The 23749-nt window shown below is 70.0% G+C and carries 22 protein-coding genes; 6 read left to right on the forward strand and 16 right to left on the reverse strand.

Annotation, left to right across the window (positions count from 1 at the left end; all coding sequences use genetic code 11):
* Nucleotides 1–21: 21 nt before the first annotated feature.
* The gene (locus AB4Z27_RS11405) at nt 22–399 is read left to right on the forward strand and encodes a potassium channel family protein (protein ID WP_441592590.1); all 378 of its coding nucleotides are present in this window, start codon (nt 22–24) and stop codon (nt 397–399) included.
* 168 nt (nt 400–567) lie between these two features.
* Nucleotides 568–1983, forward strand: coding sequence for a hypothetical protein (locus tag AB4Z27_RS11410; RefSeq protein WP_092295548.1), 1416 nt, complete (start codon nt 568–570; stop codon nt 1981–1983).
* Here AB4Z27_RS11410 and AB4Z27_RS11415 read toward each other — a convergent pair.
* The 4 genes from AB4Z27_RS11415 to AB4Z27_RS11430 form a co-directional block, all read right to left on the reverse strand.
* Nucleotides 1967–3355 carry an ATP-binding protein gene (locus AB4Z27_RS11415; RefSeq protein WP_441644491.1) on the reverse strand — a complete coding sequence of 463 codons (1389 nt, stop codon included), beginning with the start codon at nt 3353–3355 and terminating at the stop codon, nt 1967–1969. The genes AB4Z27_RS11410 and AB4Z27_RS11415 overlap by 17 nt on opposite strands.
* A 2-nt stretch (nt 3356–3357) precedes the next feature.
* The gene (locus tag AB4Z27_RS11420) at nt 3358–6270 is read right to left on the reverse strand and encodes an ATP-binding protein (protein ID WP_441644492.1); all 2913 of its coding nucleotides are present in this window, start codon (nt 6268–6270) and stop codon (nt 3358–3360) included.
* Between the two features lie 189 nt (nt 6271–6459).
* Nucleotides 6460–6780, reverse strand: coding sequence for a hypothetical protein (locus AB4Z27_RS11425; protein ID WP_441644493.1), 321 nt, complete (start codon nt 6778–6780; stop codon nt 6460–6462).
* A gap of 229 nt (nt 6781–7009) precedes the next feature.
* On the reverse strand, nt 7010–7465 hold the full coding sequence (locus AB4Z27_RS11430; protein WP_441592587.1) for a polyhydroxyalkanoate granule-associated phasin: 456 nt from the start codon (nt 7463–7465) through the stop codon (nt 7010–7012).
* Between the two features lie 202 nt (nt 7466–7667).
* Here AB4Z27_RS11430 and AB4Z27_RS11435 point away from each other — a divergent pair, with 202 nt between their 5' ends.
* Nucleotides 7668–8594: a LysR family transcriptional regulator gene (locus AB4Z27_RS11435; RefSeq protein WP_441644494.1), complete on the forward strand. Its 927-nt coding sequence runs from the start codon at nt 7668–7670 to the stop codon at nt 8592–8594.
* 90 nt (nt 8595–8684) lie between these two features.
* Nucleotides 8685–9680, forward strand: a complete 996-nt coding sequence (locus AB4Z27_RS11440) for a Bug family tripartite tricarboxylate transporter substrate binding protein (RefSeq protein ID WP_092295533.1) — start codon at nt 8685–8687, stop codon at nt 9678–9680.
* 13 nt (nt 9681–9693) lie between these two features.
* On the opposite strand, the gene AB4Z27_RS11445 is transcribed toward AB4Z27_RS11440, so the two are convergent.
* The 6 genes from AB4Z27_RS11445 to AB4Z27_RS11470 all read right to left on the reverse strand — a co-directional run bounded on the left by AB4Z27_RS11445 (nt 9694) and on the right by AB4Z27_RS11470 (nt 16524).
* Entirely contained in the window at nt 9694–10311 is a 618-nt protein-coding gene (locus tag AB4Z27_RS11445) for a LysE family translocator (RefSeq protein ID WP_092295530.1), read from the reverse strand.
* A 35-nt stretch (nt 10312–10346) separates the two neighbouring features.
* The gene (locus AB4Z27_RS11450; RefSeq protein WP_092295527.1) at nt 10347–11945 is read right to left on the reverse strand and encodes an EAL domain-containing protein; all 1599 of its coding nucleotides are present in this window, start codon (nt 11943–11945) and stop codon (nt 10347–10349) included.
* 242 nt (nt 11946–12187) lie between these two features.
* Complete coding sequence (locus tag AB4Z27_RS11455) at nt 12188–13075, reverse strand: intradiol ring-cleavage dioxygenase (protein WP_441592585.1); 888 nt, start codon at nt 13073–13075, stop codon at nt 12188–12190.
* 121 nt (nt 13076–13196) lie between these two features.
* On the reverse strand, nt 13197–14135 hold the full coding sequence (locus AB4Z27_RS11460; protein ID WP_092295521.1) for a 2-hydroxyacid dehydrogenase: 939 nt from the start codon (nt 14133–14135) through the stop codon (nt 13197–13199).
* A 104-nt stretch (nt 14136–14239) separates the two neighbouring features.
* Nucleotides 14240–15979, reverse strand: coding sequence for an L-arabinonate dehydratase (gene araD / locus AB4Z27_RS11465; protein WP_441644495.1), 1740 nt, complete (start codon nt 15977–15979; stop codon nt 14240–14242).
* A gap of 125 nt (nt 15980–16104) precedes the next feature.
* Nucleotides 16105–16524: a VOC family protein gene (locus AB4Z27_RS11470; protein ID WP_441644496.1), complete on the reverse strand. Its 420-nt coding sequence runs from the start codon at nt 16522–16524 to the stop codon at nt 16105–16107.
* A gap of 59 nt (nt 16525–16583) precedes the next feature.
* Here AB4Z27_RS11470 and AB4Z27_RS11475 point away from each other — a divergent pair, with 59 nt between their 5' ends.
* Complete coding sequence (locus AB4Z27_RS11475) at nt 16584–17483, forward strand: DMT family transporter (RefSeq protein ID WP_441644502.1); 900 nt, start codon at nt 16584–16586, stop codon at nt 17481–17483.
* A gap of 9 nt (nt 17484–17492) precedes the next feature.
* On the opposite strand, the gene AB4Z27_RS11480 is transcribed toward AB4Z27_RS11475, so the two are convergent.
* A complete protein-coding gene (locus AB4Z27_RS11480; RefSeq protein ID WP_092295512.1) occupies nt 17493–18374 on the reverse strand; it encodes an SDR family NAD(P)-dependent oxidoreductase in 882 nt (293 codons plus the stop codon).
* A gap of 280 nt (nt 18375–18654) precedes the next feature.
* On the opposite strand from AB4Z27_RS11480, the gene AB4Z27_RS11485 reads away from it, so the two are divergent.
* Entirely contained in the window at nt 18655–18897 is a 243-nt protein-coding gene (locus AB4Z27_RS11485; RefSeq protein WP_441644497.1) for a helix-turn-helix domain-containing protein, read from the forward strand.
* Nucleotides 18898–18919: 22 nt separating this feature from the next.
* Here AB4Z27_RS11485 and AB4Z27_RS11490 read toward each other — a convergent pair whose 3' ends face one another.
* From AB4Z27_RS11490 to alkB, 5 genes are all read right to left on the reverse strand, one after another.
* A complete protein-coding gene (locus AB4Z27_RS11490) occupies nt 18920–19606 on the reverse strand; it encodes a glycosyltransferase (RefSeq protein ID WP_092295509.1) in 687 nt (228 codons plus the stop codon).
* Entirely contained in the window at nt 19603–20205 is a 603-nt protein-coding gene (locus AB4Z27_RS11495) for an SAM-dependent methyltransferase (protein ID WP_441644498.1), read from the reverse strand. The genes AB4Z27_RS11490 and AB4Z27_RS11495 overlap by 4 nt, the downstream gene beginning before the upstream one ends.
* Entirely contained in the window at nt 20202–21287 is a 1086-nt protein-coding gene (locus AB4Z27_RS11500; RefSeq protein WP_441644499.1) for an acyl-CoA dehydrogenase, read from the reverse strand. Before AB4Z27_RS11500 ends, AB4Z27_RS11495 begins: the two co-directional genes overlap by 4 nt.
* 121 nt (nt 21288–21408) lie before the next feature.
* The gene (locus AB4Z27_RS11505; protein ID WP_441644500.1) at nt 21409–22896 is read right to left on the reverse strand and encodes an SLC13 family permease; all 1488 of its coding nucleotides are present in this window, start codon (nt 22894–22896) and stop codon (nt 21409–21411) included.
* A gap of 153 nt (nt 22897–23049) precedes the next feature.
* Nucleotides 23050–23712 carry a DNA oxidative demethylase AlkB gene (alkB, locus tag AB4Z27_RS11510; RefSeq protein WP_441644503.1) on the reverse strand — a complete coding sequence of 221 codons (663 nt, stop codon included), beginning with the start codon at nt 23710–23712 and terminating at the stop codon, nt 23050–23052.
* Nucleotides 23713–23749 lie beyond the last annotated feature (37 nt).

A 23749-nucleotide genomic window follows, 5' to 3' on the forward strand; every position in this document is an offset into this window, starting at 1 on the left:
TTGCCAGGGAGTCCACCGCTTATGGCCACCATCCGCAACGAATCCGGGCAGCTACCCATCCGCCCCCGCCACGCCATTGCCGAATTCACCGCCGTGCTGTGGCAATTGCGCTCGATCCTGATTTTCCTCAGCGTGCTGTTCGTCCTGCTGTCGCTGGCGATGTACTACGTCGGCGGCCCGGTCGACGCGGGCAGCCGGTCGCCAGCGTCGCTCGGCGGCACCTTGTATTTCTGTGCGATTACGTCGCTGACGATCGGCTTCGGCGACGTCGTCCCGACCACCCCCCTGGGCCGCTTCCTCGCCGTGGCCCTCGGCGCGCTGGGCGTATTGGCGATGGGCGTCATGACCGCGGCGGCCGTGCAAGCGATCCAGGCTGCGGCGAGGCGAACGTTGGGGTGAGGGGTCATGCCCCGCCGATAGTCAGCGCTCACCTAGCCTGCTAAAGCAGGCGCTGCGTCCTGCGTTGGCGGGTCGCAACACACCCTCCTTCGCCATCCGCGACATGATGGGGCGTCGGTGCTACGGTCTCGCTCCAATTCGGCGAGTCGCCGCACCTTCCCTCCCATCATGACGCTCACACGACGTGCCCTGCAGTTGCTGTTTGTTGCAGTCTGGACTTTCCTTGCCATGCACACGGCAGGCGCGGCGGAAGATGCCGCGGCGCCCGGCGCCGGCAGCCACCCGATGACCGATTCCGCCCTGAGCCGCGAAGGCGCGGATCGCCAGTTGGCGGGCAATCCGGCGGTCCGGAAATGGCTGGAGGCTGCGGAGGATGATGCGGAGATCAGGAAGGGGCTTACTGACGAGGAATTGCAGTCGCGGTTGAACCGGGTTGCCAGCGAGGGATGCCGCCACTGCGAGATGACGCGGAACCTGATGCGCCTCGACAGCCAGAACCGGATGTCCTATTTGCGGAGCGGCATGCCATTGCTGTGCCGCCGCAACGCGCCAATTGACGAGGCGGCGCCGATCGACCTGGATGCAGCCTACCGTGTGTTCTACCTGGGCCTTCAGGCCGAAGCCAGAAGCGTTCCCCACACGCGATTGACAGTCGAGCGCACGGCGGCGCTGGAACGCACGTTCGGTGCCAAGACACTTGAGGTTGCCGCCAAGATGCCTGGCGGCGCCCAGAAGCTGATCGATCTGGGTCAGAAGGACTTTTCCGACGAGGACGCGGCGTGCTTTGTCGAAGCCGTCGTACGCGTCGCGGTCGACCAGATCGACGAAGCGGATCGCGATGATCTCGTCCTCCTCCTGCTGGGTGGGCGGGCGCGCGCCGAACGCCCAAAGACTGCTGTGCTGCCCGCGCCTTTCAAGAGCAGCCAGGATGTCCTCGACGCGGACTTCGTCCTCTCCGCCATGCCTCCCGCTTTCCGCAAGCAACTGACCTCGCTCGGCGGCAAGCTGCCATTCAAGCAGTTGGAGACGCATTCGTTTCTCTCGATCAAGACCCGCGAACGATCGGATTTTGTCGAAATCAAGTCGGTGTGTTCCGTGGTCAAGGCGCCGATCCTCCAGTGTTTCCAGCAGGCGAGCACGACGGAAGACGTCCCCTATTACGGCAACTTCTACCTCGGGGACACCTTCCCGTGGACGATGAAACAGCAGGAATACACGCACGGCGCCAAAGCCATGGAGCCGCCCCAGTACGTCATGCTGAACGAGCCGGCGCAGCGTCCCGCCACCGTGAAGCCCGATGCCCGGATGACGTTCTCCGTATCGTCGTGGCGCGGGGAGGTGTCGGGCGCGCCGAAGCTGGCGAAGGTGGTTTGCCGGACCGGCGGGCGCTACGCGGCAAGCCAGATCCTGCCCACGCTAACCGGCATGGCCATCGACATGATCTGCACGGAGACCGAGGGCGCCGAAACCAGCCGCCGGTACACCATGTCTTATGTCGAAGACATGCGCATCAACCTCATACGCTCGTGGGTCTACGCGGACGCGACCTACGTCTCCACCTACCAGTCTATCGAGGCGAAGTAACGGCCCGCAGCCGCTCGCGCGCGTAGGCGCGGACCATGGCGGACAGGCGGAAGCGCGGGCCGTCATCGGTGGCTTCCGGCGATACGAGCGACTGCGCCACCAGCGCTTCCAGCAGGTCCGCTGCTGCCGCGTTGTCGATGCCATCCGCGCCGATGGCTGCCGTGGCGGACGCCAGCGTGAACGTCCCGTCGAGCACCGACAGCCGTTGCAGCGCGGTCTGCGCTGGGGCGGACAGCCGGGTGTAACTCCAATCCAGCGACGCCCGCAGCGAGCGCTGGCGTTCCTGCGGGCTGCGGCGGCGGGCTTCGAGCAGGTTGAATCGATCGTCGGCCTGGTCGAGCAGGCCGAGCACGCCGAACGCGTCGACGCAGCCGGCGGCCAGTTCGATGGCCAGCGGCAGGCCGTCGAGTCGCCGGCAGAGCGCGGCTACGACCGGGGCGTCGCGGTCGGTCAGCGTGTAGCCGGCCCCGCTGGCCTGCGCGCGGGAGGCGAATAGCTGCACCGCGCCGAAGGTCAGCGCCCGGGGCGCGTCGATCTCGATCTCTCCCTCAGGAGGCAGGTCCAGCGGCGGCAGCCGCAGGCGGTGTTCGGCGGCGGCGCCGAGCGGGTGGCGGCTCGTGGCCAGTACCGCCACGCCGGGCGCCTGCGCCAGTTGCGCGAGCAGGGCGGCCACGGCTTCCGGTGCGTAGTCGCAGCCGTCCAGCACCACCAGCAGCCGATGGCCGGCCATGGCGTGGCCGAGCGCGTCCATCCGCGCCGCGCCGAACGCGGCGGCGAGACCCTGTACGGGGTCGGGCAGCGTGCCGAGGTCCAGGTAGCAGATCCCATCGGCATAGTCCCCCGCCAGCCGCTCGGTGGCGGCCAGCGCCACGGTGGTCTTGCCGATGCCGCCGATGCCGACCAGGGTGACAACTCGCCCCGGCTGGACCGCCGCCTGCACGCGGGCCACCTCGGCATCGCGCCCGATGATGGCGGTGAGGCGGCGCGGCAGCACGCGCGCGGCCGGTATGACCTGCGCCGCTGGCGCGGCCCCCTCGTCCACGACCTGCACCACGCCGTCGAAGCGATAGCCCTGACCCGGCACCGTGACGATGCCCGGCCCTTCCGGGCCCAGCACGCGCCGCAAATGGGCGATCTGCACGCGCAGGCTGCTGTCCTCCACGACCATGCGCGGCCACGCCACCGCGGTCAGCGCATCGCGGGAAACGACCTGCCCGGCGTGCTCGACCAGCGCGGCGAGGAGGTCGAAGGCGCGGCTGCCCAGCGTCACCGGCACGCCGTCCGCCAGCAGCTCGCGCCGCGCGGGCCGTAGCAGGAAGGCGCCAAAGCGGTACGCGCGCCCGGCCGCGCTGTCAGGGTCCGTATTCGCCATGATCATGCGCGTGCCTGCGTGGTCGCCGCGTCGGCTTCGGGTGCGATGGCCGGCATCGCGGCGCAATCCGCCAGCGCAGCCTGCGCGGTCCGGTAGTCGCGCGTGGCGTGTCCTTCGGGCATGCGTGCGCAGATCGACGCGAGCAACTCAGCCGCGCGCGTGCTGTCGTCAGCRTCGCCCAGTTCATGGCGCACCCGGGCGAGGCTGGTGGCGGCGCGCAGCGCCCAGGCGCGTGCGCCTTGGGCGTGGGCCACGTCCAACGCGTCCTCGAACGCCGATGCGGCGGCCARCCGGCCYGCGTGCGTGTGCCGATGCGGGTGCGCCTCGGCGGCCACGCGCCGCACTTCGGCCATGCACCAGCCGGACTTGCCCGCCGTCGCGCGCGTGATGGCCAGCGGCGTCACGAAGCGGGCGCCGAAGGTGGCGTAGAGATCGGCCTGCTTGCCGCCGGTGTGCGTGATCCGGGCTTGCAGGCGATGGTGCGCGTCGGTGTCGACGGCACCCGGCGCATCGTCGCGCAGCGCGAGCGCGCCGTCGAGCATCTCCACCCAGCCGTGCCACGCCACCAGCGCGTGCTGCAACGAGTGCTCGCGCAGCCGGTTGGCGTAGTCGGCCAGTGCGGTCTCGTCGCCGCGCCACAGCGCGATCGGGCAGGCCGCGAATGCCAGCGCCTGCGCCAGTGCCAGCGGCATGTCGGTCAGCGCGTCTTCCACGCACTGGGCGACCAGCGACGCGGCGCTGTCCGCGTAGCCCTCGATCCACAGCGTGCGCGCCTCGACGATGCGCATGCAGACGCGGCGGTCCACCAGCGCGGTGAGGTTGTCCACGGGCCGCACCAGCGGGCTCGGATGGGTGCGCACGTGCCGCGCGAGATGCCGCGCCGTGGCGTGGTCGCCCAGATAGTGGTGGGCCAGCGCCAGCGTGTGTTCGGCCCACAGGCGGGCCATCGCATCGCCGTCCTGATCGGCCAGTGCGCACATGGTCTCGGCGTGGCGCCGCCCGGCGGCGTAGTCGCCAGAAGCCAGCGCGATCATGCCGATGCCGGCCAGCGCCTGCTGTTGCGGGCCCGATTGCGCCCCTGGCTGCGCCAGCGCGGTGGCGTCGCGCAGCGCGCGCTGGTAGGCGTCTTCGGCGCCGGCGGCCACGCCGCGCGTGTGATAGATCAGCGTGCCCAGCGCCACGCGCAGCCGCGTGGTCAGCGTGGGGTCGAGCGGGGCGGCGCCCTCGTCGGCCAGCGCCAGCGCGCGCGCTGCGTAGCCGCAGAATTCGTCGAGACGGGAGAGGAAGTAGCCCAGCGGCAGCGCGGCGATGATCAGCGTGGCGCCCAGGGCGGCGTCGCCGTCCGGGGAGAGCGCCCAGCCGATGGCGGCCCGCACGTCGTCGATGGCGTTGCCGTAGCGCGCGGCCCATTCGGCCTGCGTCAGCGTCGGYTCGTCGGTCCAGGTGGCGCGCAGTGCATCGCGCCAGTGCAGCGCATGGCGGGCCTGGAGGTCGCGGAGCGCGCCGTCCCGGGCCAGCCGTTCCAGCGCATAGGCGCGCGTGGTGGCGAGCAGCCGGTAGCGCACCACGCCTTCGCTGGCATCCACGCTGACCAGCGACTTGGCGACCATCGACGCGATGCCGGTGTCCACATCGCCCCGGCTGACCTCGGCGTCCACCAGTACCGCGCGCGCCCAGGCCAGCGTGAATTCGCCGGTGAACACGGCCAGCCGCGTCAGCACGACGCGCTCGGTGGCGGGCAGCACGTCGTAGCTCCAGTCCAGCAGCGCGCGCAGGGTGCGGTGGCGGGGCTGCACGATGTCGCTGTTGTACGCCGACATCTGGAAGCGGTCGTCCAGCAGCCGGCGCAGATGGGCGACGCCGAAGGTCTCCACGTGCGCGGCGGCCAGTTCGATGGCCAGCGGCATGCCGTCGAGGCTGGCGCAGAGCATGACCACGCCGGGCGCGTCGGCGTCCGGYAGCTGGAAGGTGTCGGCGCTGTGGATGGCGCGCTCSACGAATAGCTGCACGGCCGGGTAGCGCATCGCCTCGTCGGCGCTGATTTCGTTGCGCGGGGAGGGCAGGGCGAGCGGCGGCACGCGTTGGACCCATTCGCCCTCGCATTGCAGCGGCTCGCGGCTGGTGACGAGCAGGTGGACGTCCGGCGCCCCCTGCAGCAGCGCCAGTACCAGCAGGGCCACGGCGTCGATCACRTGCTCGCAACTGTCCAGCACGATCAGCATGCGCCGGTGCCGCAGCGCATCCACCAGCGCCGCGCGCGCGGTGGGGCCGGCCGTCATGCCGAGCGTGGCGGCCAGCGCGGCGTCCACCAGTCCCGGGTCGGCMACGCGGCCAAGGTCCACGAAGCGCACGCCGTCCGCATAGTCCGGCAGCAGCCGTTCGGCCATGGCCAGCGCGATGGTGGTCTTGCCCATGCCGCCCGCGCCGCACAGCGTGAGCAGGCGCCGCTGCGGCAGGCTCTGGGCGAGCGCGGCGATCAGGGTTTCCCGGCCGATGACGCGGGTCACGCGGGCGGGGAGGTGGGCGTCATGGGCGGGGGCTGCCGGGAGTGCGCCGGGCGCACCTTCGGCGGTGGCGCGTGCCACCGGCGCGACGAAGCAGTAGCCGCGTCCGGCCACGCTGGCGATGTAGCGCGTGCCGCCCTGGCCATCGCCGAGCACCTTGCGCAGCGCACCCATGTGCACGCGCAGCGTGGCTTCCTCGGCATCGCCGTCGGGCCAGGCATAGGCGATCAGCGCGGCCTTGCTCACTACCTCGCCGGCACGTTCGACCAGCGCGGCGAGGATGCTGCGCGCACGCGCACCCAACCGCACGGGGCGGCCGGACTCCAGCAAAAGGCGCTGCGCGATATGCAGCGTAAACGGACCAAAGGCGACCGGTGGGTCGGCTTTGACGGCAGGGGCGCGGCTAGTCAAGATGGATTCCTCGCCGGCGGGGGCGAGCCGGACGAAGCGCTATTCTGAATGGCCTGCCCGCGATGAGCAAATCCACCGCACGATGGAGGATAAAAAAATAGCCCGGCACGTCCTTGCGGGCGTGCCGGGCATTCCGGGTATCAGGCGCCGGATGTCACGGGCGGCTGGCTTGCCGCCTGACGGTTCGCCTTACTTCTTGGCGCCGTCGGTGTACGGATCAGGCTTGCCGGTCTTGGCGCCGTCCAGGTACGGGTCGGGCTTGCCGCTCTTGGCGCCCGAGGTGTACGGGTCCGGCTTGCTCGGCGCCAGGTCGGTCTTGGTCGACGACTTCGCGCCATCCGTGTACGGATCGAACTTGCCGGACTTGGCACCGTCGGTGTACGGRTCGGGCTTGCCGACCTTGGCACCTTGCGTGTACGGGTCCACGGGCTTTTGCTGGGCGTGGGCCAGCGGCATCGCGACGATGGCAGCGGCGGCGACGAAGATGCTGGAGATAAGGGTCTTGCTCATAAGGGCCTCGCGGGATGGGGCGCGATTCAGATACCTGCCTCGACTGCGCCCTCAACAGCTTTATAAGCCATCGGGCAGGTGGCGCTTTGTGTCTCGATCAGCATACTGACTAAACAGTAGACGCATCAATCGTGCCGATCAATTTGTGATGCAAACGTCGCGTCAGGGCCGTGCGTTGCAGAAAATACCGTGTAAAGCCCGGGGAACCTGTCGGCTTCAGTGACGGTTTTCAGACACTTTTGCCCTTGCGCGGGGTCTCGCGCACGGCRACGGCCGGTACGTCGACGATGTCCCCTTCGGATGTCGCCACGGCGGCGATGTCGGGCATCACCGGCATCGCGGGCAGCAGCGTCGGCATACCGAACATGCCGAACATGCGGCCCCAGTTGTCGAGCCAGGCGCGCTGCATGGCCGCGCCTTGCTCCAGCATGGCGGTGGCGTAGTGCATCGGGATCGAGAAGAAGGGCATCTGGTTGGTCCACTGCCGCGCGTACAGTTCCTCGGGGTCTTGCGGCATGAAGCAGGAGGCCCAGTCGAACTGGGCTTCATCCATCCAGGATTTCGCGAAATCGGCGTTCAGGCCCATCATCTTGCGCCAGTTCTCGATCATCTTGTCGTCCAGCGCGTAGGCGCCCTGGAACGAAAAAGCGGGGAAAGACCACAGCGTCGGTGGAAGGCTGTTCATGGTGGAAAGCTCCGGTGGATACCTTGGGTGGAAGGTGGGTCCTGCGCAGGGGTTGCCTACATGCTTATCCAGTATGGACGCTCGGTCAACCAGCGTATGGATGACTTCTGTGAAGTTTGGTGATCCTGGCCCGCTTTGTCCGCCCAGGCGGCCCGGCACAGGCACAATACCGGCTCCGCGTGACAGATCTGGGATGAAGACGATGGAATTGCGCCAATTGCGCTACTTCGTGCATGTGGTGGAGTTGGGCAGCATGGGCCAGGCGGCCCAGCGGCTGGGCGTGGTCACGTCCGCGCTGAGCCAGCAGATCAGCCGGCTCGAAAGCGAACTGTCCACGCGGCTGCTCCAGCGCACCTCCACCGGCGTGGTGCCGACCGACGCCGGGCTCGCCTTCTGGCGCCAGGCCCAACTGGCGCTGCGCCATGCCGATGACGCCGCCCGCGCCGCGCGCACCGCGCGCCTCTCGGGCCATGTCAGCGTGGGCATGGCGCCGAGCACACTCTCCGTCATGGGCCCGCCGTTCATGCTGGCCATGCGCGAGCGCTACCCGGACATCCGCCTGCATCTGGTGGAGAGCCTCTCGGGCAACCTCGCCACGATGATCGGCGCGCGCCAGCTTGACCTCGCCGTGCTGTTCCAGCTCGAACCCGGCCAGCGCTGGAGCGTGGTGCCGCTGCTGGAGGAACGGCTGTTCGTGATCGCCCGGCCGGACCAGCCGGGCCTGCCGACCACCGATCCGGTGCATCTGGAGGCACTCGACRGCCTGCCGCTGATCCTGCCCAGCAACGCSCACGGSCTGCGCGCGGTGCTGAACGCGGCCTTCGCGCGTAGTGAGCGCTCTCTCAACGTGGTGGCGGAGATCGACGGACTGGCCGTGCTGATGGATGCGGTGCGYGCCGGCCTCGGGGCGACCATCCAGCCCGGCGCGGCCGTGGCGCGGCATCTGGGCGAGCCGCTGGTGCTGATCGAGATTGCCGATGCGGGCGTGCGCCGGCCCAACCTGCTGGTCAGCCTGTCCGACGACGAACTGTCCCCGGCCGGCCTGGCCGCCCGCAGCGTGCTGGACAGCGTGGCGCGCGGGCTGGTAACGGCGGGCCGCTGGCCCGGGGCGACCCTTCACAAATCCTGAAGACCTCCCGCCGGCGTGGGGCTGGTTGTGAYGCGGACGTCTCAGTACAGTGGGGGGATTACATATCCAGAAAATCCCCCGGAGACCCGCATGACCATCCGCATGCCGCGCCGTGCCGTGCTCAAGGCCTGCCTTGGCGCCGCCGCCACCCTTGCCGCCCTCCCTGCCATCCCCACCTTCGCCGCCGATAGCTGGCCGTCCAAGCCGATCACGCTGGTCGTGCCTTTCGCCTCGGGCGGCACCACCGACATCATCGGCCGGGCCGTGGGCCAGAAACTGGGCGAGGCGCTGGGCCAGCCGATGGTGGTGGACAACCGCCCCGGCGCGGGCGGCACCATTGGCGGGTCCATCGTGGCGCGCGCCAATCCGGACGGCTACACCTTCCTGCTGGCCACCGTCGCCCACACCATGGCGCCGGGCATCTACAAGACCCTGCCGTACGACTTCCAGAAAGACCTGGAACCGATCGGCATGGTGGCGCTGACGCCGAACGTGCTGCTGGTCAATCCGTCGATTCCGGCCAAGACCGTGCAGGAGCTGATCGCCTATATCAAGGCGCATCCGGGCAAGGTGAACTACGGCTCGGCGGGCATCGGCAGCACCGAGCACCTCTCGGGCGAGCTGTTCCGCGCGGCCACCGGCACCGACATCGCCCACGTGCCGTAYAAGGGCGGCGCGCCGATGATGACSGACCTGATCGCCGGCCAGATCCAGATGGCCATCGAGACCAGTCCGTCGGCCAATCCGCATGTGAAGAGCGGCAAGGTGAAGGCGCTGGCGGTGACCACGGCCAAGCGCTCGGCGGCCTATCCGGGCGTGCCGACCGTGGCGGAAAGCGGCGTGCCGGGCTACGAAGTGACCACGTGGTACGCGCTGATGGCGCCGCACGGCACGCCCGAGGCCGTGCGCCAGCGCATGAGCGCCGAGCTGGCCAAGGTGCTGAAGCAGCCGGACGTGCAGAAGCGCTTCGAGGAACAGGGCGTGACCGCCGGCGACATGACGCCGCCGCAGCTCGCCGGCTTCATCAAGACCGAGACCGTCAAGTGGACCAAGGTGGCCAAGGACTCGGGGGCCAAGGCGGAGTAAGCGCCCAACGCGCCTAGATCGACCGCCGGATCTCCGCCACGCCGAACGCGGCCAGCGCGAGGCCGGTGACGCGGTCGATCCACTGCCGCACGCGCTGGCCCAGCGCGTGGCGGGCGCCGGTGACCATCGCCACCAGCACGCACCACCAGGCAATCGATCCGCAGAACACCCCCAGCACCGTGGTCAGGGCGATGGGGGTCGAGAACGGCCCGCGCGGCGCCAGTGTGGCGAACAGCGCGGCGAACATGATGATGGTCTGCGGGTTGGTCAGCGTCAGCAGCAGGGCGCTGGCGAAGGCCCGGCGGCGCGAGCCGTTGCCGCGCAGCGTGGCCACGGTCTCGGTCGGCGTGTGGAAGAACGTGCGCAGGCCCAGGTAGACCAAAAACAGCCCGGCCGCCAGGTGGAGCGGCTTGTCATAGGCCAGCATGAACTGCGAGATGCCGACCARCCCSAGCGCCGCCACCATCCCGTAGACCGCATCSCCRCAGGCAATGCCAAGCCCGATCGCCAGCCCGGCGCGAGGCCCCTCGGCCAGCGTGCGGCGAATGCAGAGCATGCCCATCGGGCCGACCGGGGCGGCCACCGCCAGGCCAACGCCGGCAGCGGTCAGGAACAGGGTGGACAGGGACATCGGGCCTCCTTTTTTTATCGATCTTGGGGTTTGCGTCAGGCCGGCGCCGGTGCCGCCGGCGCGGCGTTCTTGCTCAGGAACTGGGCCAGCTCCACGGCCGGCACGGGCCGCCCGAACAGCCAGCCCTGCCCGTAGTCCACGCCCTGCTCGCGCAGGTAGTCGGCCTGGGCGCTGTCCTCGATGCCTTCGGCCACCACCTCCAGCCCGAGCGAGCGCGCCATGGCGATGATATGCGGCGCCACGGTGCTGGTGGCCGCCTCCTGTCCCATCGTATCGACGAACGACTTGTCGATCTTGAGCGCATCCACCTTGAAGCTCTCCAGGTAGGAGAGGCTCGAGTACCCCGTGCCGAAGTCGTCGATATAGACCGGATGGCCGGCGTCCCGGAAGGCCTGGATGGTGTCGCGCGCCACGTCCGGCTCCAGGAAGCCGCGCTCGGTGGCCTCGATGCGGATCTGCGCCGGCGCGATGCCGGTGTCCCGCAGCCGCGCGTCGAGCACGCTCAGGAAGCGCCGGCTCTTCAGGTCCTCCGCGCCCACGTTGATCGAGACATAGAACGACGGATGCCGCCGCAGCAGCGTGCCCAGCTCGGTCAGCACGATGTCCAGCACCTGATCGGTGATCTGCTGGATCAGCCCGGCGTTCTCGGCCATCGGGATAAACAGGTTGGGACGCACCAGCCGGCCGTTACGGCGCCAGCGCACGAGCGCCTCCACGCCCACGCAGTGGTTGTCCGAGAGCGCGACGATGGGCTGGTAGTGCACCGCCATCTCGTGGCGCCGCACCGCGCCGCGCAACTCGCCCTCCAGGCTGAAGCGCCGCGTGGCGCGCCGCCAGACCAGGATGCCGAATGGCACCCCGGCGGCCAGCCCGACGATCAGCCCGCCCACCAGCAGCGCCTTCCAGTTGGTCAGCAGTGCCGCGCGCGGGGCCAGCACCACCACCGCGAACGGCATCGTGCGTGACTTGCGCAGCACTACGGCGGCGTCGTCCTCATGCTCGGCGGCGCCGCCGGTGCCGTAGGCATGGTCGGCGTAGGCGCGCTGCAGCCGGGCGAGGTTGGCGCCCTGCGTGGTGGCGAAGATGCGGCCGGCATCGGTATGCACCACGGCGAGCATGCGCGTGTCGCGGTCCACCACATCGACGAAAACCTGCGGATCGATCGACACATGGTTGCCGTTGCGGCCCATCAGGATGGTCCGACGCGGCGCGCTGAACGGGTTGGCGAGGTCGAACCAGAAGTCGTAGCCATCGGGCGTGCGCCAGTCGGGCGGCGGCAGCGGCAGGGTGCGCGCCTGCACCGGGCCCAGCAGCGCCGAGCACAGGCGGCGGCCGCGGCCATAGACGCCGGCGTCCTGGAGGAAGCGATAGCTGTAGGTGATGCGCCGGAGTTCGACGAGATTCGACGGGGAGCAGGGCTCGTCGCGGAGCTGCTCCATGTCCTGGATGGCGCTGATGGCCTGGCTCATGACCGCTTCGCCGCGCCGCAGCGCCGCGTCGGCGAACACCGCGAGTTGGTCGGCTTCGCGCCGATTGGCCTCCAGCTGCGCCATGAACACGCCGATTCCCACCGGGAACAGCGTAGCCAGGGTCGCCAGGGCAATCGTCAACGCGAGAAACCAGCTGCGCTGCATCGGAGAACATCCCCTCCTGGAGAACCGCGCCGAACGCGGCGCTCCCAAGGATGCGCCGCTCCCCATGATGTACCGGATCGTCAACGCCCGGTTGATCGGCAGGCCATCGGCCCGCCCCTGGGGAGCATAACTAACAATTACGGGTCATGTCTGGTCATTGCCGTGGATTTTGCATTTTTTCCATGGCGGGCATTGATGGAGACCTTGGCCGGATGGTGGATGGCGGCCGGAGGCCAGGGGGCCTACAGCCGCACGCCGGGGATGAGCGCGGCGGCGCGGGCGCTGCCTGCCTCGGGGGCGGCCTGCTCGCCCTGGCCGGGGGGAGGGGGCGGGCGGCGGCCATCGCGGGACAGCGGCGGACGGTCCGGCGGCGGATGATCGGAAAACCCCTCGCGCGGGGCGGTGCCGGCGGGGTCCACCACCAGCGTCAGCGTGGCCACGTAGCGGTCGTGCGCCTCGCGCACGGCGCCGAGCACGGTCTCGCCGGCCATCAGCGCGATGCCGTCGTTGCTGTTCAGCGTGCCGCGCACCTGCCGGCGCCGGTAGGCAGGGAGCTGGCTATACAGATACTCGTTGAGCGCATCGGGCAGGAAGCACTGCGTGGTCAGGTGCGCCCGGCCGGCCGGGTCGAGCACCTTCATATGCAGATGGGTGGCGCGCCCGGCGTACCAGCCGGGATAGATCGTGCGGAACATCGCCACGCCATCGGCGCCCACTGGCTGGCTGCCGCGCAGGAAGGTCTGGCCGCGCGTGGCAATGCGCTGGCCCTTGTCGTCGCGCTGGCCGTCATAGCCCGAGTACACGCCGGCGGCGTTGCAGTGCCAGAGATCCACGCGCTGGCCGGCGAGCGGGCGGCCCTGCACGTCCACCACGGTGAAGCGCACCTCGAGCGGCACGCCGGGCTGGCCTTCGGTGATGTCCTGCCGGATCTTGCCCGCATCGAAGTAATACGGGCCCTCGGTGGTCTGGGCGGTCAGGGGGAGCGTGGCGGCGGTGGCCGGCCGGGGTTCGGCGGCGGGTGCCACGCGGGCCAGCGCGGTCAGGCCGGCGCTGCCCAGGCCCAGCGCCAGCAGGTGGCGCCGGCGGGGGATCGATGCTGTCGATGGTGGCGAGGCAGGAGAGTCGGGCATCGCACGCTCCGTAAAAAGCTGGAATGCCCAGTGTAGTCCCGGGGGTGCCCCGCCAGTGTTTCGCGTCTGTGTCGCCCCGGCTACACGTGGTAACGGGGCGACCAAGGGGGCGATCGGCGGATCAGAGCGCCGATTTCACCACCGCGCCGGAGGCGAAGAAGCTCTCCAGGTTCTCGAACACGAGGCCGGCCATGGCTGCGCGCGTCTCGTGCGTGCCGCTGGCCACGTGGGGCAGCAGGACCACGTTGTCCAGGCCGAACAGCGCCTCGGGCACGTGCGGTTCGTTCTCGTAGACGTCCAGCCCGGCGCCGGCGATGCGCTTGTGGGTCAGGGCGTCGACCAGCGCGGCCTCGTCCACCACGGTGCCGCGCGCGATATTGATCAGGTAGCCCTGCGGCCCGAGCGCTTCCAGCACGCCGGCGGAGATCAGGTGGCGCGTCTCKGGCCCGCCCGAGGTGGCCACGACCAGGAAGTCCGCCCAGCGCGCCAGCGCCTCCACGGACGGCTCGAAGCCATAGGCCACGCCGTCCTGCGGCTTGCGGCCGAAGTAGCGCACTTCCATGTCGAAGCCCGACGAGCGCTGCGCGATCACGCGCCCGATACGCCCCATGCCGACGATGCCCAGCCGCTTGCCGCTGACGCGCGTGGTCAGCGGATACGGGGCCTTGGGCCACGCGCCGCGCCGCACGTAGCGGTCTGCCGCGCTGACCTGGCGCGCCGCGTCCATCAGCAGGGCGAACGCCGTGTCGGCCACGCAGTCATTGAGCACGTCCGGCGTGTAGCCCACCGCGATGCCGCGCGCGCGGGCGGTGTCCAGGTCGAGCTTGTCGAGCCCCACGCCGAAGCTGGAAATCACGCGCAGGTTCGGCAGCGCGGCCAGCATCTTGCCGTCCACGCCGGTGGCGGCCCGGGTGGTCATCGCCACGAACTCGGCGCCGTGGGCGGCCAGGTAGCCGGCGGGGTCGGTCTCGGCCCAGAGCGGGTGCACGTCGAAAGATTCGGCCAGGCGGGCTTCGGTGTGTTCGGGCAGGCGGCCGTGCTGCAGGAGGCGGGGTTTCATGCGGAATTGGTCCTGTCTGGGAGAGATCTGGGAAGAAGGGCGGGGCGCGGCCGGGGGCGGCGCGCCCGTCATTATCGGGGAGGATGCTTGCGGAAGGCTTGCGGTCAGTAGATGCTCGGCTCACCCACGGGGTCGCCGAAGTCGGTCTGCAGGAAGTCGAAGTCGCAGCCGTCGTTGGCCTGGCGGATGTGCTGCGAGAACATGAAGCCGTAGCCGCGCGCATAGCGGGGCGGCGGCGGGGTCCAGGCGGCGCGGCGGCGCGCCAGTTCTTCGTCGGATACCTCCAGGTGGATGCTGCGCCGGTCGATGTCCACCGAGATCAGGTCGCCGGTGCGCACCAGCGCGAAGGGCCCGCCGATGTACGCCTCSGGCGACACATGGAGGATGCAGGCGCCATAGCTGGTGCCGCTCATGCGYGCGTCGGACATGCGCAGCATGTCGCGCACACCCTGCTTCACCAGCTTCTTCGGGATCGGCAGCATGCCCCATTCCGGCATGCCGGGGCCGCCCTGCGGGCCGGCGTTGCGCAGGATCAGGATGTGGTCGGCGGTCACGTCGAGGCTCTCGTCCTCCACGGCAGCCTTCATCGACGGGTAATCGTCGAACACCAGCGCCGGCCCGGTATGGCGGAAGTAGCGCGGGTCGCAGGCGCTCGGCTTGATCACGCAGCCGTCCGGCGCGATATTGCCGCGCAGCACGGCCAGCGCGCCTTCCCGGTACAGCGCGTTCTCCGTCGTACGGATCACATCGTCATTGTGGACTTCGGCCCCGGCGATGTTCTCGCCCAGCGTACGGCCGGTCACGGTCAGCGCGGTCAGGTCGAGCTTGTCCCGGATGCGGCTCATCAGCGCCGGCAGCCCGCCCGCGTAGTAGAAGTCTTCCATCAGGTACTTGTCGCCGCTGGGCCGGATGTTGGCGATAACTGGCACGTGCCGGCTGGCGGCGTCGAAGTCGTCCAGCCCGATGTCATGCCCGGCGCGGCGCGCCATGGCAATCACGTGGATGATGGCGTTGGTGGAGCAGCCCATGGCCATGGCCACCACGATGGCGTTCAGGTACGCCGCCCGGGTCTGGATGCGCGCCGGCGTGAGGTCTTCCCAGACCATGTCGACGATGCGCCGGCCCGACTCGGAGRCCATGCGGATATGGTTGGCGTCTGCCGCCGGAATCGACGACGCGCCGGGCAGGCTCATGCCCAGCGTCTCGGCGATGGCGGTCATGGTGCTGGCGGTGCCCATCGTCATGCAGGTGCCGTGGCTGCGCGCGATGCCGCCCTCGATGCCGATCCACTCGGCCTGGCTCAGGTTGCCGGCGCGGCGCTCGTCCCAGTATTTCCAGGCGTCCGAGCCGGAGCCGAGCACGTTGCCCTTGTAGTTGCCGCGCAGCATCGGCCCGGCCGGCACGTAGATGGCGGGCACGCCGGCGCTGGTGGCGCCCAGCAGCAGGCCCGGCGTGGTCTTGTCGCAGCCGCCCATCAGCACCGCGCCATCCACCGGATGCGAGCGGATCARCTCCTCTGCCTCGATGGCGAGCAGGTTGCGGTAGAGCATGGTGGTCGGCTTGACCGAGCTTTCSGAGAGCGAGATGGCGGGCAGCTCCACCGGGAAGCCGCCGGCCTGCAGGATGCCGCGCTTGACGTCTTCCACGCGCTGGCGGAAGTGGGCGTGGCAGGGGTTGATGTCCGACCAGGTGTTCAGGATGGCGATGAGCGGCTTGCCCATCCACTCGTCGGGCGCGTAGCCCATCTGCATGATGCGCGAGCGATGGCCCGAGGAGCGCAGGTCATCGGGGGCAAACCAGCGCGCGCTGCGCAGCGCGTCGGGCGTCTTTCTTCGAACCGTCATGTGTCTCCACCGTTGCTGTCGTCACGGCGCCTGCCAGGCAGCACGCCGTTGGGGTGTGGGTTGGAGGCACTAGTGTATTGGCACGCACACCGACCCGCAACGCCGGAGACCTGTGGCGGCGCCGGCTACTCTGCCTCGAGGATCGAGAGGATGTTGCCGGCCGGGTCCTTGAACCACGCGATGACGGGGCCGCCTTCGCCCCGGCAGATGCCGCGCGCGTCGGTCTTCAGGTCGGGTTCGTCATACATTTCAAAGCGCACGCCGTGGTGCGAGAGGTCGTCCACGGCCTTGTCGACGCTGGGGACCGGGAAGTTCAGCACCGTGAACGTGGCCGGCGCGTGGTTGGGTTTGGGGTAGAGCAGCACGTGGTTGCCGCCGGCCAGGTTGAGCGCGAGCATGCCGTGCTCCTCCGTGACCACGAGGCCGAGCGTGTTGGCGTAGAAGTCCTTGGCCATGGCGAGGTCGTTGACCGAAAATCCGCTGAAAGCATGGCTGTCCCTGAGCATGTTGGTCTCCTGGATCGGGCTGGTGGGGGGCGCCTGCATGGGCGCATCATGGCCCAGTATGGTTCATCGGCCCCCTTCCCCCAAATGACAAATCGATGATGTCCCGCCCGCCGTCCACCCCGCCGTCCACCCTCCCGGCACCCCCCGCCACGGCAGCCACCACGGCCGCCCTGACCGCGCTGGCGATGGTCGCCTTCGCGGCCAATTCGCTGCTGGCGCGGGCGGCGCTGAAGGGCACCGGCATCGACGCGGCCACGTTCACGCTGGTGCGGGTGGCTTCGGCCGCCCTTGTGCTGGGGGCGATCCTGCACCTGCGGGCGCGGGGCAGGGCGCGCATGGGGGGCGACTGGATTGGCGCGGCGGCGCTACTGGTCTACGCGTGCGGMTTTTCGTTCGCCTACCTGCGGCTGGCCGCCGGCACCGGGGCGCTGGTGCTGTTCGCCAGCGTGCAGGCGACCATGATCGGCGATGGCCTGCGGCGCGGCGACCGCCTGCGCGCGGTGCAGTGGCTCGGCATTGCGCTGGCGCTGGYGGGGCTGGTCTGGCTGGTGCTGCCGGGTTTGCAGGCCCCGCCGCCCGGGGCGACGCTGCTGATGGCCGTCGCCGGCATCGGCTGGGGCGTCTATTCGCTGCGGGGCCGGGGCGCGCCGGACGCGCTGGCCGCCACCGCCGGCAACTTCGTGCGCGGGGTGCCGATAGCCTTGGCGGTGAGCGTGGTGAGCGTGGGGGCGGTCGCCCAGCTTTCGGTCGACTGGCGCGGGGTGGTGCTGGCGGTGGCCTCGGGCGCCGTGACGTCCGGCATCGGCTATGTGATCTGGTACGCCGCGCTGCGCTGGCTGGCGTCCACCACGGCGGCCACGGTGCAACTGAGCGTGCCGGTGCTGGCCGCGCTGGGCGGCATCGCCTGGCTGGGCGAGCCGATGACCGCGCGGCTGGCCGTCAGCGCGGTGGCCATCCTCGGCGGGATCGCGCTGGTCATTGCCGCGCGGCGGCGCTGATTCCCCTTCTTACTTCTCTTCCACGGCGCGCGGCTCGTTCTCCACGCTCGGCACCGCGTCGCCGCTCATCGGTTCGGCCATCTTGCGGTGCTGTTCCGCCAGCACATCGGACGGCGTGACCATGGCGATGGCCGCGCGCAGCTTGTTCTGCCAGCCGGTAATCACGTCGCCCTCGCCCCGCATCATGGCCTCGAAGCCGATGCGCGCCACCTCGGCCGGATCGGCCTTCTTCTCCTGGGCGATGCGCGTGTCGAGCATGTCGGCGCGGTCGAAGAACTCGGTCTCCGTGGCCCCCGGCATCAGGCAGGTCACCGTGACGCGGGTATCGCGCAGTTCGTGGCGCAAGGCGAACGAAAACGAGTCCAGGAAGGCCTTGGTGGCGTTGTAGACCGCCTGATAGGTGCCCGGCATGAAGCCGGCGATGGACCCGGTGATCAGGATCCGGCCCTCGGCGCGCTCGCGCATGGTCTGGCCGATGTGATGGAGCAGGTAGAGCGTGCCGGTGACGTTGGTTTCCACCACATGCTCGATATCGGCAAATGCCTGGTCCAGGAAGGCGCGGCCCAGGCCGCGCCCGGCGTTGGCGCACAGCACGTCCACCTGCCGCCCGCGCGTGGCGGCCAGCAGCTTGTCCACGCCGGCCGGGGTGGAGAGATCGGCCTGGATGGCCTCGATGGTGGTGCCTTCGGTGCGCAGTGTCTGCGCCGCCGCTTCGATCTGCGGCTCGTCCGCCGCGATGATCAGGTCCATGCCGTGGTCCGCGCAGCACTGCGCGAGGTGATAGCCAATGCCCGTAGAGGCACCGGTGACCACGGCCAGCCGGCGCGTGCCGGTGACCGGGGCGCGCTCGGGATCGTCCAGGCGGTCGATGGGGGTCTCGATCGGGTCCATGGGGGTGTCTCCGTTWTCGAATAGGAATTCCCTGACCGCCGCAAGCTTCGTTCCACGCCGCCGGCGCCCGCCCGGAGGGGGCCGCCTCCCTCCGTTTGTAGGGATTGCCACGGCGCGCTGCTCGGGCGAGCGTTTTATTTTGACAACATTACAAACCGCGAAGCGGGTACTTACCTATGGCATGCGTAGCCGCTTGATGTTGCGCTAGGAGGTTTTGTCAATCATTGGTCAGAATTGATAGATTTTTAACTTTTCCTGGATGACCGCGATGCTGAGAGTCATGATTTCCAACACAGATCAGCTTGGGCAAGTGCTGCAAGGCGCACGCAAGGTCGCCGGCCTGACCCAGGCGGAAGCGGCTGCCCGGCTCGACATCAGTCAAAGCCGGATTTCGCATATGGAGCTGAACCCCGAGACCATCAGCGCGGGGCAACTGCTGGCGCTGCTCGGGGCCTATGACCTCGATCTCGTCGTGCAGGACCGCGCGATCGGGGAAGCGGAAATTCAGAAGTTCGAGTGGTAAGGCCCGGATCAATCCGCCCGGCTCAGGGCAACAGCGTTTCGCCCTCGCGCAGCGCGGCAAGCGTCGCAAGATGATCGGCAAAGCCGCCGGCCAGCCGGCCACGGGCGCGCGCGCTGGTGGTCACCTGCGGCAGCGTGCTCCAGGCGATATGCGCGTTGATGGCCTGCAGCGCCTCGATCAACGCCACGTCCTCGCTGACCGGGTGCGGCAGGAAGCCGCCCGCGCGCCGGTAGGCATGYGAGCAGACCCCGAGGTTGGCGCCGTGGACATGCCGGTGCCCCTCCTCGCGCCGGTAGCGCGCGGCAAACCGCACGGCCACGTGCGGCGGCTGGGGGCTCCAGTCCTCCACCGTCACCAGTCCGCAGACCGCATCGGCGCGTAGCGCAAGCTGCGCCACCAGCCAGTCCGGCGCTACGCGGCTGTCGGCATCGGTAAAGGCCAGCCAGCGCGCCTGCTGGGCCAGCAGGTGCTGGGCGCCGGCACGACGGGCCTCGCCCACGTTGCGCGCGGCAATCGTCAGGCAGGTGATGCGCTCCGGCGCGTGGCATTGGGCGATGGCGGCCGAGCCGTCGTCGCAGGCATCGAGCACAATCACCACGCGCACCGCCTCGCCGCCGAGCGCCGGATGGGTGGCGGCCATGGTCAGCGCCCGCAGGCACGCCTCCAGATGGTCTTCCTCGTTGTGAACAGGCACGACCACGCCGATCATGGCGCCTCCCGCTGGCGGAGTGGCCGCGCGTCGCGCGACCAGACTTCGAGCAGGAAATCCGGCTCCAGATGCCGCACATGGCGATGCAGCCCCGGCTGCCGCGCGATGGCAGCGTGCACGTGCCGCGTGGGCTGGGTGCGCTCGGCGAACGGCCGCAGCCAGTGGCAGGCCAGGATCACGCCCGCATCGGTCAGCGCGCCGGCCGCGCGTTGCGCGGTCTCAAGCCAGGCATCCGGGGCGAAGAAGTAGCCGATCTCGCTGAGCACGATCAGGTCGAAGGCGGCCTCGGGGCCGTTCGGCCATTCCGCAGGCAGGTTGGCGGTGGCCACCTTCACGTGCCTGTGCCGCGCCACGCGCTCCTGCGCGCAGGCCACGGCGCGGGGCACGAGATCGACGGCCAGCAGGTGGTCGCAGCGCGTGGCGAGGCGATCGGTCAGCATGCCGGTGGCGCAGCCGGCCTCGAACGCCGCGCCGTAGCGCGCGTCAGGCAGCGCGGCGAGCACCACGTCGCGCTTGCGGGCCTCGTACCAGAGCGACTCGAAGCCCCACGGGTCGGGGTTGTCGAACATGGCGTGGAAATCCGTGGCGGTTGCGGTCATAGCGCCCCCATATCGCTATCGTCCTGCGCCAGCCGCTGGCCCAGCGCGGCGAGGTCGCGTTCGGCATGGCTCTGGCGCAGCAGCACGGGCAGGTCGGCGTACAGCGCGGCCAGYGYCGGGTTGCGGCACAGCGGGCCGGCGCCGAGCGTGTTGCCGGCRTGCTGGATCACGCGCAGCACGGCGGCCTCGATCACGGTGCGGGCGCGCATGGCCGGCACGAAGGCGTCTTCGGTGGGATGGGCGTCGATCCATTGCGCGGTCTCGCGCAGCAGCGCGGCGCTGGCGTGCAGGTCGCCGTCGATGGCGGCGAGGTGGGCGGCAGCGTGGGGATCGTCCCGCTTCTTCAGCGCCGCGCGCACGGCGTGGGCGAGCGGCAGCGCCGCACCATGCCAGCAGGCCGCGATGCCGGCCCCGCCGTGCCAGAAGCCGGGGCGGCGCAGGTAGGCATCGGGCGCGGTGAGCAGCAGCGCGGGGCAATCGTCGAACAGGACATCGCCGCTATCGGTGGCGGCCATGCCCACGGCGTGCCAGCCCTCGCGCGTGACGGTGACGCCGGGTCCGGCCATGTCGACGATAGCCAGCCGCTGCGGACCGGGCTCCGCCTGATCCAGCCAGCAGGTGACGAGCGCGTGCGAGACCTCCCAGGCGCCTGAACACCAGGCCTTGCGGCCGGTGAGGCGGGCGGGGGTGAAGGTGTCGGTGCCGCTGTCGGTGCCGCTGTCGTTGCCGGTCAGGCCGGCAATGTGCGGGATGCTGGGCGAATCATCGGTCTGCACGCGCAGGCGTGCATCGGGCGGTTCCGCCGCCCAGATCGCCCAGCTTGAGTCGGGAGCCGGCGTGGCGCCGGCGACTTCGGCGAGGATGGCCAGCGCATCGGCATGGGCCTCGAACAGCTTGATGGCTACCGCGCCCCGCCTGGCGGCGATGGTGGCGAACAGTTGCCAGCGCGCCAGCGTCTGGCCATGGCCGGGGAGGGGGATGCCATGGGGGATGCCAGGGGGGACGCGATCCCCCCGGACGAACTCGGAGATCAGGGCCCCGAGGTGGGCGTGCGCGCCGTGATCGTCCGGAAAGTCGCCCATGGTGCCTCCATCCTCGTGCCAGCATCGGAATCTGTCACTTTGGAGGGTACGCACGGCGCCGCGCGGCGCCTGCCGGCAAACGGCGCGCCGCGATGTCAGCCGAATCCCACAGGGGGTTTGGTTACGGCAGGTAGCCCAGCACGCGCCACCAGAGGTAATCCAGCGGCAGCAGCACCACCACCGTGATGGCCGCCAGCGCCAGGCACAGCCGCGTGCCGTGCCGCAGGCCCACGCCGCCCAGCTGCATGGCGATGACGATGGGCGGCGACTGGTAGGGGAAGAACACCGTCGAGAACACCGGTACCTGCAACATCAGCACCGTTTCCAGCGGCAGGCCGGTGGCGGTGGCCAGGTCGCGCGCCAGCGGCGTCATCACGGCGGGGAGCGCGGGCAGCGTCGACATCAGCCCGAGCACGGCCCCCATGGCGCCCAGCGCGCCGACATTGCCGGCGGTATGGCCCGGCGCCAGCGGCAGCCAGTGCAGCAGCGCTGCGCTGATGGCCGTGCCGAGGCCGGTGTGCTCGACCACCGCGCCCAGGCCGAGGAAGCCGGCCACGTAGAGCAGTGGCACCAGATGCACCTGCTCGGTCAGCGCCTTGGGCGAGACCAGTCCGATGCCGGGCAGCAGGCAGACGATGCACGCCGCCAGCGAGATCCAGGCGGGCGAGATGCCGTGCCAGGCGTCCGTGGCGAACGCSGCCACGGCCAGCGCCAGCAGCACCGCGAGCAGCGTTTCGGGCTTGCTCATGGCCGTGCGCGCGGTGGCCGGCTGCGGCGTCATCGCCGCCGTTTCCGGGAACAGCTTGCAGACCAGCCAGACCAGCACCACGGTCTTCAGCGCGCCAAGCACCGGGAAATGCAGCAACAGGTAGCTGCCATAGCTCAGGTTGATGCCATAGAGCGAATTGGCCGCGCCGAGCAGCACGCTGTTGGGAATGTTGGCCGGCAGGATCGACGTGGGYGGCATGTAGCTGGCCGCCGCCACGGTCAGCACCATGCCGATGCGCCCGTTCGAACCGGGCCGGAAGCCGAGGCGGTCCGACAGCGCCAGCACGATCGGCATCAACAGCAGCACCCGGCCCGTGGTGGACGGCATCAGGAACGCCAGCCCCACCGCGCTCATGGCCACCGTGGCAATCACCTGCGGATAGGTGTTGACGCGCTTGTGGAAGATGATGTCCGCCAGCCGCAGCGCCAGCCCCGTGCCGCGCAGCGCCACGCCGGTCACYGCGCCGCCGAACATCAGCCACCAGGCTGTGGACGTGAAGCCGGAGAAGACCACCGGCGCGGGCGCAATGTGGAGGACCACTGCGCACAGGAAGAACAGCAGCGTGGCGGTSGGTTCGGGCAGTGCGCCGGTGGCCCAGCAGCACACGGTGGAGACCACCAGCGCGCCGGCCCAGATCAGCGCYGGCGGGGCCCCGGCGGCCTGGCCGGCGATCCAGACCGCGGCGATGCTGGCCGCGATCAGCAGSGCGGCGCGGATGGAGTCSGCGGGGCGGCCGGTGAATTGCGGGGCGGGGGTGGGTGCCGGTTTGACGGCGGGATCGGCGGCGGGATCGGCGGCGGGATTGGCGGCGGGATTGGCGGGGGTCGAATCGGCAGGCATCGCGGGTGTCTCTCGGAGGCCGGTCGCGCGATTGTTGACGTCTGGCGCCGGCAGCCATTTGTCGTGGTGCCGTATCGTACTGCACGCCGCAAGGCCCGTGCTGGATGCGCAACTTGTGCCCGGCGCGAGGATTTGTCGCTTGTRTTTTCCCGCTCAGCGTGTCTTGCGGAAGGTCAGGTTGATGCGCGTGCGCCCGGTGAGTGCGTGATCGTCATCGGGCAGCGGCGCAATGCCGTGGAAGACCAGCCGCGACGGGCCGCCCCACACCACTACGTCGCCATGGGCGAGCCGGATGCGCGCCGGCTTGTCGGCGCGGCGCAGGCCGCCCCAGAGGAAGGTGGCGGGCAGGCCGAGCGAGACCGAGACGATGGGCGCCCGCAGGTCCAGTTCGTCGCGATCCTGATGGAGCGAGAGCCGCGTGCCGGGCAGGTAGCGGTTGATCAGGCAGGCATCGGGCGCGAAGCCCGGATAGCCGGCGCTGGCGGCGGCGCGCTCGGCCAGCGCGCGGAACACCTCGGGCATGGGCGGCCACGGCGCGCCGGAATCGGGGTCGACGGGGTCGTAGCGGTAACCGGTGCGGTCGGAGACCCAACCCGCCTCGCCACAATTGGTCATTGCCACCGACATGCGCAGCCCACCGGGGGTGATCAGGTGGCGGAACGGGGCCTGTGCGCTGACCTGCTCGACGGTGGCCAGCAGGCTGCTATCGACATCCCGCGCAAAACCACGCAGCACCACGGCGCCCGGGCCAAGGGGCTCGGTGGCGGACGGGGTGTCGGGGTCGGCGGGGAGGGCGTCGAAGAGATCGAAAGTCATGGTGAGGTGAGGCGGGGCATGCCGATGATAGCGGCTC

Origin of the sequence: Cupriavidus sp. KB_39, assembly GCF_052114485.1 — a bacterium.
In the GTDB taxonomy this organism is placed as follows: domain Bacteria; phylum Pseudomonadota; class Gammaproteobacteria; order Burkholderiales; family Burkholderiaceae; genus Cupriavidus.